At 52.8% G+C, this 12694-nt stretch carries 10 protein-coding genes; all 10 read right to left on the bottom strand.

The window, feature by feature from the left end; genetic code table 11:
• Positions 1–3: 3 nt before the first annotated feature.
• The 10 genes from lpxK to ACLJZ5_RS11920 all read right to left on the bottom strand — a co-directional run bounded on the left by lpxK (position 4) and on the right by ACLJZ5_RS11920 (position 12565).
• Positions 4–981 (bottom strand): tetraacyldisaccharide 4'-kinase, encoded by a 978-nt coding sequence (gene lpxK / locus ACLJZ5_RS11965; protein ID WP_024797290.1) that lies wholly within the window; start codon positions 979–981, stop codon positions 4–6.
• Positions 978–2726: a lipid A ABC transporter ATP-binding protein/permease MsbA gene (msbA, locus tag ACLJZ5_RS11960; protein ID WP_000551246.1), complete on the bottom strand. Its 1749-nt coding sequence runs from the start codon at positions 2724–2726 to the stop codon at positions 978–980. The genes lpxK and msbA overlap by 4 nt, the downstream gene beginning before the upstream one ends.
• Before the next feature lie 36 nt (positions 2727–2762).
• Entirely contained in the window at positions 2763–5027 is a 2265-nt protein-coding gene (locus ACLJZ5_RS11955) for a ComEC family protein (RefSeq protein WP_024797291.1), read from the bottom strand.
• A gap of 229 nt (positions 5028–5256) precedes the next feature.
• Complete coding sequence (ihfB, locus tag ACLJZ5_RS11950; RefSeq protein WP_000167332.1) at positions 5257–5541, bottom strand: integration host factor subunit beta; 285 nt, start codon at positions 5539–5541, stop codon at positions 5257–5259.
• Positions 5542–5696: 155 nt separating this feature from the next.
• On the bottom strand, positions 5697–7370 hold the full coding sequence (gene rpsA, locus ACLJZ5_RS11945) for a 30S ribosomal protein S1 (RefSeq protein WP_000140324.1): 1674 nt from the start codon (positions 7368–7370) through the stop codon (positions 5697–5699).
• Positions 7371–7483: 113 nt separating this feature from the next.
• Positions 7484–8167 carry a (d)CMP kinase gene (gene cmk, locus ACLJZ5_RS11940; protein WP_000125007.1) on the bottom strand — a complete coding sequence of 228 codons (684 nt, stop codon included), beginning with the start codon at positions 8165–8167 and terminating at the stop codon, positions 7484–7486.
• A gap of 172 nt (positions 8168–8339) precedes the next feature.
• Positions 8340–9101: a M48 family metallopeptidase gene (locus ACLJZ5_RS11935; RefSeq protein WP_000792301.1), complete on the bottom strand. Its 762-nt coding sequence runs from the start codon at positions 9099–9101 to the stop codon at positions 8340–8342.
• Positions 9102–9244: 143 nt separating this feature from the next.
• Positions 9245–10528: a 3-phosphoshikimate 1-carboxyvinyltransferase gene (gene aroA, locus ACLJZ5_RS11930; RefSeq protein WP_024797292.1), complete on the bottom strand. Its 1284-nt coding sequence runs from the start codon at positions 10526–10528 to the stop codon at positions 9245–9247.
• Between the two features lie 70 nt (positions 10529–10598).
• The gene (gene serC / locus ACLJZ5_RS11925; RefSeq protein ID WP_024797293.1) at positions 10599–11687 is read right to left on the bottom strand and encodes a 3-phosphoserine/phosphohydroxythreonine transaminase; all 1089 of its coding nucleotides are present in this window, start codon (positions 11685–11687) and stop codon (positions 10599–10601) included.
• Positions 11688–11872: 185 nt separating this feature from the next.
• A complete protein-coding gene (locus tag ACLJZ5_RS11920) occupies positions 11873–12565 on the bottom strand; it encodes a DUF421 domain-containing protein (RefSeq protein ID WP_000642868.1) in 693 nt (230 codons plus the stop codon).
• Positions 12566–12694 lie beyond the last annotated feature (129 nt).

The following is a 12694-nucleotide window of genomic DNA, read 5'->3' as shown; positions in this document are numbered from 1 at the left end:
ACGCTAGCGAACCAGCGAGGTGATATGTTCAAGCAACTTATCAGGCTGCTCACCGGACAAACGCGCATCAACCGGTAAGAACCACCAGTTATCTTCGGCAAAAGCACGGCATTTCACCGCGTCTTTTTCCGTCATTACCAGGGTCTGCCCTTCACCGACCAACGCCTGAACGTCAGCAGGGGCGAGCGTTTGATGATCGGCCAGCGGGACACACTTTTGCGGATGCGCGCCACAGGCTTCCAGCGTCGCGAAAAATCGCGGCGGATGACCGATGCCCGCCATCGCCACAATATTGCTCAGTTGCGCCACATCGCAACGCGCTCCCGTACGTAAGTTCACCGCTAGTCCAGGCGTTAGCTGCATGGGGATTTCGCCCGCCCGGGCGACGCCGCCATTCACGATAGCGGCATCCACGGTTTTCAGGCGACTGGCGCGTTCGCGCATAGGACCGGCAGGAAGCCACCAGCCGTTGCCAAAACGGCGCACGCCGTCAATCACCACAATTTCAATATCTCGCGCTAGTCGGTAATGCTGCAACCCATCGTCGGTGATAATAATCTGCACATTATGCGCCGCCAGAATCGCTTTCACCGCCGCGGCGCGTTCAGGCGCCACCGCGACAGGCGCGCCGGTCCGTTGATAAATCAATACCGGTTCATCTCCCGCTTCTGCGGTTGTCGTCTCCGGCGTCAGGAGCAGCGGATAAGCGGCAGCTTTCCCGCCGTAGCCGCGGGAAACGACCCCCACGCGCACGCCACGCTGTTGCAGCTTTTCCACCAGCCAAATGACTACGGGTGTTTTACCGTTACCGCCAGCCGTAAGATTCCCTACCACAACCACCGGTACCGGCGCTCGCCAGGCGTGTTTAAAACCAAGCTTATAGCTCAGACGAATCGCCCCGCTCACCAGGCCATACAGCCAGGAGAGCGGCAGCAGTAACCGCCATAGCGGGGATTCACCCGACCAGATACGCGCAATCATTGGCCAAATTGCATCTTATGTAGCTGGGCGTAAACGCCGTGTTGCGCCAGCAGCTCGCTATGAGTGCCGCGCTCAACGATAATACCGTCTTCGACTACAACGATCTCATCCGCCTGTTCGATGGTGGAAAGACGGTGCGCAATCACCAGAGAGGTACGGTTTTTCTGCAGCTCATCCAACGCGGCCTGAATCGCACGTTCAGATTCGGTATCCAGCGCGGACGTAGCTTCATCAAGGATCAGAATCGGGCTGTCGCGCAGTAAGGCGCGGGCAATCGCGATACGCTGACGTTGACCACCGGAAAGCAGTACGCCGTTTTCGCCGATGATGGTATCCAGGCCATTATCCATCTTGTTGATAAAGTCCATGGCATAGGCCATGCGCGCCGCCTCTTCAATCTGCTCGCGGCTGTATTCTTCCGTCCGGGCATAAGCAATGTTATTAGCGACCGTGTCGTTAAACAGATGCACGTTTTGCGAAACCAGCGCCACCTGATTACGTAGCGAGGCCAGAGTGTATTCGCGTAGATCGTGACCATCCATCAGGATGTGTCCTTCATCAATATCGTAGAAACGGGTGATCAGGCTGGCGATAGTTGATTTACCCGATCCGGAACGCCCCACCAGCGCCACGGTTTTCCCGGCAGGAATTTTCAAATTGATGTTACGCAATGCCGGCACTTCACGGCCCGGGTAAGTAAACGTCACATTGCGGAATTCGAGATCGCCGGTCGCGCGGTCAATGACACGTTTACCTTCATCTTTCTCCTGTTCGCTGTCCAGAATCGCAAACAACGTCTGACAAGCCGCCATCCCACGCTGGAACTGCGCGTTAACGTTTGTCAGCGATTTTAATGGACGCATCAGCGCGATCATGGAGGAGAACACCACGGTGATGGTCCCTGCCGTCAGGCTATCCATTACGCTTGGGAAGCTCGCAGCATAGAGAACAAACGCCAGCGCCAGCGAGGCAATGAGCTGAATGATAGGATCAGAAATTGACGAGGCAGAGACCATTTTCATGCCTTGCAGTCGCATCTTATTGCTGACTTTATCAAAGCGTTTAGTTTCGACTTCCTGACCGCCAAAAATCAGTACCTCTTTGTGTCCTTTCAGCATTTGTTCAGCGCTGGTAGTCACTTGTCCCATCGTGTTCTGCATATTTTTACTGATGCTGCGGAACCGCTTTGAGACAACGCGAATCGCAATCGACACAATCGGCGCCAGAACAACCAGGATGATCGACAGCTGCCAGCTGTAATAGAACATCATGATAAACAATCCGATGATCGATGCCCCTTCACGCACCACGGTAATCAGCGCGCCAGATGAAGAAGAGGCAACCTGTTCTGAATCGTATGTAATACGCGACAGCAGCGTACCGGTAGACTGTTTATCAAAGAAGGCGACGGGCATTCCCATCATATGGCCAAACAGGCGACGGCGCATGGTCATTACCACCTTGCCTGACACCCATGAAATACAGTAGCTGGAGATATAGCTAGTGATGCCTCGTAATATCATCAGCCCAATAACCACCAGCGGCATCCACAGCAACACTGAGCGATCCGTTTTACCGAAACCATCATCCAGTAATGGCTTGAGGAGCGATAGCATGAAGGTATCGCTGGCTGCGTTGAGAATTAACGCTATGCCCGCCACGATCAGACCTGCTTTAAAAGGCGCTATGGTTGGCCACAGTCGGCGGAAGGTCTGCCACGTAGAGAGATCTTTATCGTTATGCATTCAAAAAACCAGCATTTGTTGAAATAGCCGCATATTCTACCCGTTATCCTCGGACACGCCAAACCACTGATGATACCAGCGAGGTAAAATTTGATCCCGCAAGCCTTGTATGCGCCAGCCCTGCGGAGAAAACCGCAGCGAAATTTGCCCCTGGTGGGGTGTATCAAACCACTGATACGCCTGTTGCCGGTAGCGCTGTTTTACCTTGCGGGACGGCAGCCGCCATGCGTTATAGCGCGATGCGGACGCCAGCGCCGCTTCACCATGTACGCGCTGAATAAATGGTAACGACGACGACGTATTACTACCATGATGCGGCACCTGGATAAACGTCGCCGCAAGATGTTGCCAGTAACGACTTAGCATTTTTTGTTCAGCGCCCGCTTCAATATCGCCCGTGAGCAGGATGCTATGTACGCCGTCATCCACTTTGACCACACAGGAACGGTTATTTCCTCGATCGGCACTTTCGCGTAACGGCCAGTGCGCCTGAAACGTTAACCCCTGCCATTGCCACTGCTCGCCGCGAAAACAGGGCAAATGCCCCTGCCAGCCTAACGGGCTGCGAATCCACATTGACGGCCAGGCCCGCTGTAGCGAACGCAGCCCGCCCCGATGATCCAGATGCTCATGACTCAAAATAACGCCCTCCGGCGTCAGATTATGCCAGCGCAACCAGGGAATAATAACCTGTTGCCCGCTGTCGCCCTCCGGCCATGCCCGACCGGTATCGTAGAGTATTACTTTATCGCCCCTGACGATCGCTATCGCCAGCCCCTGACCGACATCCAGCATATGCACCTGCCATCCGCTGGCGTTTATCGGCCGCCAGAGTGGCCAGCTCATCAACAATAACCCGCATAAACAGACCGCCGGCCAGGTACGCCAGACGTTTAATCGCCACGCGATAAGTGTTAACCAGGGCAAAAACGTCAGCCACTGCCAACGGTTATCAATATTCACCCAGCCCTGCGGTAAAGCATTCAACAGGTAAAATAGCGCGGCTAACGCGCGATCGGTCAGGTACCATACCCACTCTTCAAGAAAAAACGGCCCGGTTAAATGCAGAATCATTCCCGCCAGGATGAGTGGAACCGTCACAAATGTGACCCAGGGTACGGCAAAAAGATTCGCCAGCATTGCGGTAACGCTTATGCCATGAAAAAGCGCCACCTGGAGAGGCAAAAGCAGAAGTGTGATGCCTGCCTGTAGGTGAAGCAGGTTAAGCAACCAGCGTAAGCCTCGTGGAAAATTTCCGTTTGGCGCAGGAAACCACTGATACCAGAATAACAGGCCGGCAACCGCAAATGCTGACAGCCAAAGACTTTGTGATATAACCGCCACAGGATCGGCGAAAATAATCGCGGCCAGACAGCAGCACCAGACTTGCCAGCCGCTCCACTGTCGTCCGCTTAATTTTAATCCTCCCCAGACGCTCAGTGCCGCCACCGTGCGCAGCGCAGGCGGTTGTAAGCCGGTAAGCCAGGCATAACATATCGCGCAAAGAATGCCGCCCAGCAATGGCGTCTGCCAACGAATCCATCTGACCGGCAAAAAGAATTGTCCGCCACGGATTAATCCGCCAGCCAATAACGCGGCAAAAGCAATATGCAGGCCGGAAATCGCCATCAAATGGGCAGTCCCCGTATCGCGCATAACGGCCTTCACCTCCTGCGACACCTCTCCCCGCTCCCCCATTCCCAACGCCAGAATAACCTGTTGCCACGGATAAGGCGCAAGCGTAGCGCGAATCGAAGCAAGATAGCGCCCACGCAAGCTACACTCAGGGTTAATCGCTTTAGCCTGTAGAAAACGCCCGGTCAATGGTTGGTGCTGCGCCAGCGCGTAACGTTGGCTATCAAAACCGCCTTCGTTAAGCTGTCCGTGTACCGCTCTGACCTTCAGCGTCATCGCCCACTGTTGCCCGGCACACACTTCCGTGGGTAAGTACTGGCCATGCAGGACAATCCCTACAGCAGGAAAGAGCGGCTTTCCACGCAAATGGGTGATTCGCCCATAATGAGTGGTCATATGATCGGTGGCAGTAATGACGACTGTCGCCTCCTGCGTCGCGGCGGGCAGGACGTTTCCCGCCCAGATGGCCTGCCTGGCGGCAAATATCCCCCACATGAAAAAGAGCAAGGTTAATGCCGCGTAGCGCGCATAGTGATGGGGTATGAGGCAAAGCAAACATGCCAGACAAAACAGCACCGCGAGAATCCACGTGTCAGGTAATACTGGCAATATCATGAGCGGAAGTATGCCGCATACTACGCATACGCTGACCGTCGTTATCTTCATAGACACCTCCCTGTGCGGGAAAGTGTGCAGGTTCAGGACGCCATTGTCTGGAGGGGATTTTGTACTATACGGCGCGGATTCCAGGTTTTTTACCTGATAAATGTAAGACGCAGCAAAAAATGCGAAACGTTTTCCAGTTTTCGGTCGAATAGCGTTTGCGCCTGACGGCGTATAAATGAAAAAAGCACCCTGACGGTGCTTTTTTCGGGTTCAAGTTTTGCGTTAAAACTTAACCGTAAATATTGGCGCGATCGCGCAGTTCTTTACCCGGTTTAAAGTGAGGAACGTATTTTCCTTCCAGTTCCACTTTATCGCCGGTCTTGGGGTTACGTCCGGTACGAGGCGCGCGGTAATGCAAAGAAAAACTGCCGAAACCGCGGATTTCAATACGCTCGCCCTGCGCAAGAGTCGAGGCCATATGCTCCAGCATCTCTTTTACCGCGTCTTCAACCGCCTTAGCGGGAATGTGAGATTGCTGGGTTGCAAGTCTTTCAATCAATTCTGACTTGGTCATGATTCCTCCGGTTCCTTAAAGGCAAATTGGCTGCAGCCGTGAGATTGATTAAGGGCGGCCGTAGCCGCCCTTAGTGCTTGATTACAGGCCGAAACCTGCAATCTGTCAAGTAATCTCGTTATACTTCGGACTAAAAGGCCCGAAGTTTCAGAGGATTACTCGCCTTTAGCTGCTTTGAATGCTTCAGCCATTGCGTTGTTAGAGAAGTTTGCATCTTCCTGTTTGTTAACAGTTGCGATGGCATCTTTCTCGTCAGCTTCGTCTTTCGCACGAACAGACAGGCTGATTGCGCGGTTTTTACGATCAACGCCGGTGAATTTAGCTTCAACGTCGTCGCCAACGCTCAGAACCAGAGTCGCATCTTCAACGCGGTCACGGGATGCTTCAGAAGCACGCAGGTAACCTTCAACGCCGTCAGCCAGTTCTACGGTTGCGCCTTTAGCGTCAACTGCAGTGACTTTACCGGTTACGATAGCGCCTTTCTTGTTCAGAGCAACCCAGTTGTTGAACGGATCTTCTGCGAGCTGTTTAACGCCCAGGGAGATACGTTCACGTTCTGCGTCAACCTGCAGAACAACTGCAGCGATTTCGTCGCCTTTTTTGTATTCACGAACTGCTTCTTCGCCTGCAACGTTCCAGGAGATGTCAGACAGGTGAACCAGGCCGTCGATGCCGCCGTCCAGGCCGATGAAGATACCGAAGTCAGTGATAGACTTGATTTTACCTTCAACGCGGTCGCCCTTGTTGTGGGTTTCTGCGAACTGCTGCCACGGGTTAGATTTGCACTGCTTCAGACCCAGGGAGATACGACGACGTTCTTCGTCGATATCCAGAACCATCACTTCCACTACGTCGCCAACGTTAACCACTTTGGACGGGTGGATGTTTTTGTTGGTCCAGTCCATTTCGGAAACGTGAACCAGGCCTTCAACGCCTTCTTCGATTTCAACGAAGCAGCCGTAGTCGGTCAGGTTGGTCACGCGACCGGTCAGTTTGGTACCTTCCGGATAACGTTTAGCGATAGCAACCCACGGATCTTCGCCCAGCTGTTTCAGGCCCAGGGATACACGGGTACGCTCGCGGTCGAATTTCAGCACTTTCACGTTGATTTCGTCGCCAACGTTCACGATTTCGCTCGGATGCTTAACGCGTTTCCAGGCCATATCAGTGATGTGCAGCAGGCCGTCAACGCCGCCCAGATCAACGAATGCACCGTAGTCAGTGAGGTTCTTAACGATACCTTTAACTTCCATGCCTTCCTGCAGGTTTTCCAGCAGCTGATCGCGTTCTGCGCTGTTTTCGGATTCGATAACGGCACGACGAGAAACCACAACGTTGTTACGTTTCTGGTCCAGCTTGATTACTTTGAATTCAAGCTCTTTGCCTTCCAGGTGCAGAGTGTCACGCACCGGACGAACGTCTACCAGAGAACCTGGCAGGAACGCGCGAATACCGTTCAGCTCAACAGTGAAGCCACCCTTAACTTTGCCGTTGATAACACCGGTAACAGTTTCAGCATCTTCGTAAGCTTTTTCCAGCGTGATCCATGCTTCGTGACGTTTAGCTTTCTCACGAGAGAGCAGAGTTTCACCGAAGCCGTCTTCTACTGCATCCAGAGCAACGTCAACTTCGTCACCAACCTGGATTTCCAGTTCGCCCTGGGCGTTTTTGAACTGCTCAGCCGGAATGGCAGACTCAGATTTCAGACCGGCGTCAACCAGTACTACGTCTTTGTCGATAGCAACAACAACACCACGAACGATGGAACCCGGGCGGGTTTCGATTTCTTTTAAGGATTCTTCAAAGAGTTGAGCAAAAGATTCAGTCATGTTTAATCTTCAGGTTTCATATTTAACGTCCACCTGGCTCCGTGCCGGATGGGGTTGTTTAACATACCCGCTGTCAATCCTTTGCAACGGGGGTACTACAAATTCGGTCGCATTTAAGCGAGAGCCAATTTTTGGCGCGCATATTGTAACGCTTTTTCAATCACTTGCTCAATGCTTAATCGGGTAGAATCCAAAACTAATGCATCAGCAGCAGGAACTAACGGCGCTACAGCGCGATTACGATCGCGATCGTCGCGTTCCTTGATCTCGGCCAAAAGGCGTTCAAAGTTAACACTAAAGCCATTCTCCTGCAACTGTAGCATACGTCGATGCGCACGTTCCTCCGAGGAGGCGTCAAGGAAAATTTTTACCGGCGCATCCGGGAAGACCACGGTCCCCATATCGCGTCCATCGGCGATTAAACCAGGCGCTTCGCGGAATGCACGTTGGCGGCGAAGAAGCGCTTCGCGCACGCGTGGGAATGCCGCCACCTGGGATGCCGCGTTCGCGACTTCCTGCGTACGAATTTCACCGCTAACGTCCTCGCCTTCCAGGATAACTTCCAGGTTGCCGTCCGTTGAGACGAAACGCACGTCCAGATGGGACGCCAGCGGCACCAGCGCATCTTCAGAGGCGAGATCGACATGGTGGTGCAATGCCGCCAGCGCCAGTACGCGGTATATCGCGCCGGAATCCAGCAGATGCCATTGCAATGCTTCCGCCATTGCTTTGCACAAGGTGCCTTTACCTGCACCGCTTGGGCCATCAATGGTTATTACCGGGGCAATTGCCGTCATCTTTATCTCCTTAAACAGGCGTACCGTTAACGTAAACGCCGCGCATTATACGCGCCAACGCTCGCGACCGTTAACGTTGCGTGCAAAAACCAGTTTTGTCTGTAATCAGATGCGGAATAATTGCGCAATTATAGCGGGCCGGCGAGAAACCAGCCCGAAAGATGACAATGATTTACTTTTTATCTTCGGCAATTCTGTCGCGCATATGCTGCGCGCGATCGGCTGAGGCCGGGTGGGAGTCCATCAATGATTTTGCATGACCTGCGTCCATTGTGGCGAATTTATCGAATGCCGTGACTAAGCCCTGGGTGTTAATCCCGCGTTTTTTCAGCAGATCGTAAGAGAAGTCATCCGCATCCGACTCCTGACTGCGAGAAAACGCCGAATTGATGACGCCTTCCGCCAGATCGCCCAATTGAGACTGGGAAAGCTGCGCTGCGACGCCGCTGGTGGCGGAAATCGCATCGCGAGCCGCCAGCGTGGCATAGGCGGTCTGCATTGCCTTGCGGGAGTGCCCTAAAGAGACATGGCCCAATTCATGGCCCAGTACGCCTTCAATTTCATTATCGGTCATCAGATCCATCAGGCCGGAGTATACGCGAACGCAACCGTTCGCCATCGCCCATGCGTTGATATCGCTGGTCATATAGACTTTATAGCTAACCGGCGTACCGTCAATGTTGTTACCCAGCGCTTTAGCGATTTTGCTCAGACGTTTGGTGTATTTGCTTTTCGAACCTGCCAGTTGATTCTCGCTGTCCATTTGTTTACAGGCATTATTAGATAATGCCTTAACATCCGCATCGGACAGTGTGGCGGCTTTGTAGGCTGACATGCCGGAACTGGCGATTAAATTGCCATTCACGCCATTTTTACATCCTGCCAGTAGCGTAGCGGAAATCGCCACCGCCAGTAATAATGATTTATTTTTCATACTAATCTTCCGTTGATAACTATTATAAAAAACACATAAATCAATGTGTTAAATCATCAACAAATTAGCATTAGTCATAATTGTAAAAATAGTGCGAATGCGGACCTTGATGCGCCAGCCTCTCGACTGGCGCAACAGAAGGATTAGGCAGGCGTACTCATCCGCGCCAGTTGTTCGAAATAATCAGGGAACGTTTTTGCGGTACATTTCGGGTCCAGGATCGTGACTGGCGTATCGGACAGTGCGACCAGTGAGAAGCACATCGCCATACGGTGGTCGTTGTACGTGCCAATATCCGCGTGATGGAGCTTCGCCGGCGGCGTGATACGAATATAGTCGTGCCCTTCTTCGACTTCAGCGCCCACTTTACGTAGCTCGGTCGCCATCGCGAACAGGCGATCGGTTTCTTTCACTCGCCAGTTATAAATATTGCGCAACGTCGTGGTTCCTTTCGCAAACAACGCCGTGGTGGCAATCGTCATCGCCGCATCCGGAATATGGTTCATATCCATATCTATGGCGTGCAATTCGCCGCGCGTGCAGGCAATAAAATCATCGCCCCAGGTAATGGTCGCGCCCATTTTCTCCAGCACATCGGCAAAACGAATATCGCCCTGCATACTTTTGCGGCCAATCCCGGTCACTTTTACCGTGCCGCCTTTTATCGCCCCAGCGGCGAGAAAATAGGACGCTGACGAGGCATCGCCCTCGACCAGATAGCGACCTGGAGAGTGATACTGTTGACCGCCCTTCACGACAAATTGTTGGTAGTGATGGTTCGTTATCTCCACGCCAAAGGTTTTCATTAAATTTAGCGTGATATCGATGTAAGGTTTTGATACCAGTTCGCCTTTAACGCGAATAATTGTGTCTTTAGGGGCCAGCGGCGCCGTCATCAGCAGAGCGGTCAGGAACTGGCTGGAAACGCTACCATCAACCTCAATGTCGCCGCCGATAAAACCGCCGCGCAGACGCAGGGGCGGATAGTTTTCCTGCTCCTGGTAATCAATATTCGCCCCACCCTGACGCAGCGAATCGACCAGATGGCCTATCGGACGCTCTTTCATACGCGGTTCGCCGGTTAACACTATCTCATTTTGCCCCAGACATAGCGCTGCCGCTAACGGACGCATCGCGGTTCCGGCATTACCGAGAAACAGTTCCAGAGCGCCTGACGCGCGTAATGGGCCGCCATTACCCGTGATATCACAGCGGGTGCGATCGGCAGAAAGGGTGTAATTGATCCCCAACGCGCTCAGGGCATTGAGCATATGGCGGACGTCATCGCTATCCAGCAGATTCGTCAGAACGGTTTTACCACAAGCTAAAGCCGCCAGGAGCAAAGCACGGTTTGAAACACTTTTGGAGCCAGGTAAATTAATGGCGCCATCGACCCGCGCGATGGGTTGTAACGTCAGGGATTCCATGAAACTCAACTCTCAAAAAACAGAAATAAAAACCCCACAGACTGGCCGTGGGGATGAAAAAAGAAACGTATTAGCCGTGGCGACGCTCAAAATCGATCATGAAATCGGTCAGCGCTTTCACCCCTTCAATCGGCATGGCGTTATAGATAGAGGCGCGCATACCACCAACAACACGGTGCCCTTTTAAGGCGTGCAGACCGGCGGCGAAAGACTCTTCCAGAAAGACCTTGTCCAGCGCATTGTCCGCTAACTGGAACGGAACGTTCATCCGCGAACGGTTGGCCTGTGCGACATCGTTACGGTAGAAATCGCTGTTATCAATCACACCGTACAGCAACTCCGCTTTTTGCTGATTGATTTTGTGCATCGCCGCCACGCCGCCCTGCGCTTTCAACCATTTGAACACCAGGCCGGAAAGATACCAGGCGAAAGTCGGCGGCGTATTAAACATCGAGTCGTTATCATTCAGGACGGTGTAGTCGAGGATGGACGGGCAGCTCTCATGCGCCTTGCCTAACAGATCCTCCCGGACGATAACCAGCGTCAGTCCTGCCGGACCGATATTCTTCTGCGCGCCAGCATAAATTACGCCATAGCGAGAGACGTCCAGCGGCGCAGACAGGATGGTAGAAGAAAAGTCCGCCGTGACGACCACCTCCGGGCCAAAATCCGGCGTTTCATCGATGGCGATGCCGTCAATGGTCTCATTCGGGCAATAGTGCAAATAAGCGGCATTATCGGAAAGCTGCCACTCGCGCATCGGTTTTACGGCACGTTTGCCGTCCACGGTGATTTTGGCGTCGATAATCTGCGGCGCGCAGTATTTTTTGGCTTCTTTGATGGCGCTCGCCGCCCAGTAACCAGCATCGACATAATCCGCCGTGGTTTTATCGCCCAGCAGATTGAGCGGCACGCCAGCAAACTGCCCGCGACCGCCGCCGTGACAAAATAAGACTTTATAGTTGGAGGGGATATTAAGGAGATCGCGAAAATCCTGCTCCGCCTCTTCAGCGACCTGGATAAACTCTTTGCCTCGATGGCTAATTTCCATTACCGACGTACCAAGACCGTGCCAGTCACACAGTTCCTGTTGCGCCAGTTTAAGTACTTCCGCCGGTAGCATCGCCGGACCTGAACTAAAATTAAAGACCTGAGCCATTTCCCCTCACCACGCTGCATTGTTTCCTGCCTGACAGACATCAGGCAAACGTTATTCATGTGAATATCGGTTTTATCATTCAGTGACACGCGCCGCAATGGGTAAAACAATGCGAGGAGAAAATGCGGCATGCGTCACACAACAGAATCTTCCGGATTAACCGTATAAATCCGATATTTTCGCTGTTAAACAACGCGTTTAGCCCGGCTTGCCTTCGTCCATTCTGGATTTGCGCAGCGCGGACATAATTGCTTTTCCCCGACGTTCATGCGTATCACTTCACTGCAACGTACGCAGGCATAGTCGCCAGCCTCCGGTGCCACGATAAAGCGTGGCGTACAGTGCTCAGGAAGAATGCTTAACCCCGGCTTAACGTCTTTATTTTCAAAGAAATAGACGCTGATTTGTCCGTTTGTCTCCAGGATAGCCAGTCTGACCTGCCCCAGTTGCTCAACGCCATTCAAGCGAAGCTCCATAAAAAACTCAAACTCCGTCATGTTCGAGCGCTGCAGTTTTTCCCACGCCAGTTCGCCGTCTTCAACAATGACTACCGACTTGCCTTCCAGCAGATCTTCCAACTTTTCACTATGCGCCATCAGCCACATGACCAGGCGATAGAGCAGCGCCAGGGTGATGAATACCACCAGAACAGGGAGCATCGGAACGTCATCATAAAACGCGACGTCGCCTGCCGCCGACCCCAATGTCAAAATGATCAGCACTTCAAAAAGCGACATTTGCCGTACGCCGCGTCGTCCTGTCACCTTTAAGAAAAGAAACACCAGAACAAAGGTGTAAAAGCTACGTAGCGCCACTTCCCCCAAAAACGCTACCGGCACGTTATCCAGCGCCATTCGTTGCAAATCAAATGCTTTCATTTTTTATGCTCTTCCTGTGAATTCCAGTGTAAAAGCATAGCCAATACTTTTATTTCCGCCGATGTCCCGGCGAGATAGCGCCCGTCACATAAAACCCGTATCATTGCGCGCTTTCCGTACGACAAAAGT

Source organism: Salmonella sp. 5800, from assembly GCF_046558195.1.
GTDB lineage: Bacteria > Pseudomonadota > Gammaproteobacteria > Enterobacterales > Enterobacteriaceae > Salmonella > Salmonella enterica.
Note: the sequence above shows the minus strand (reverse complement) of the source record. Positions and strands in the feature narration are given on the sequence as shown.

Bases quoted from the DNA above. Each gene is read 5' to 3' on its own strand.
- lpxK (WP_024797290.1), bottom strand. From the start codon at position 981: ATGATTGCGCGTATCTGGTCGGGTGAATCCCCGCTATGGCGGTTACTG.
- cmk (WP_000125007.1), bottom strand. From the start codon at position 8,167: ATGACGGCAATTGCCCCGGTAATAACCATTGATGGCCCAAGCGGTGCA.
- ACLJZ5_RS11920 (WP_000642868.1), bottom strand. From the start codon at position 12,565: ATGAAAGCATTTGATTTGCAACGAATGGCGCTGGATAACGTGCCGGTA.
- msbA (WP_000551246.1), bottom strand. From the start codon at position 2,726: ATGCATAACGATAAAGATCTCTCTACGTGGCAGACCTTCCGCCGACTG.
- rpsA (WP_000140324.1), bottom strand. From the start codon at position 7,370: ATGACTGAATCTTTTGCTCAACTCTTTGAAGAATCCTTAAAAGAAATC.
- ACLJZ5_RS11935 (WP_000792301.1), bottom strand. From the start codon at position 9,101: ATGAAAAATAAATCATTATTACTGGCGGTGGCGATTTCCGCTACGCTA.
- ACLJZ5_RS11955 (WP_024797291.1), bottom strand. From the start codon at position 5,027: ATGAAGATAACGACGGTCAGCGTATGCGTAGTATGCGGCATACTTCCG.
- serC (WP_024797293.1), bottom strand. From the start codon at position 11,687: ATGGCTCAGGTCTTTAATTTTAGTTCAGGTCCGGCGATGCTACCGGCG.
- aroA (WP_024797292.1), bottom strand. From the start codon at position 10,528: ATGGAATCCCTGACGTTACAACCCATCGCGCGGGTCGATGGCGCCATT.
- ihfB (WP_000167332.1), bottom strand. From the start codon at position 5,541: ATGACCAAGTCAGAATTGATTGAAAGACTTGCAACCCAGCAATCTCAC.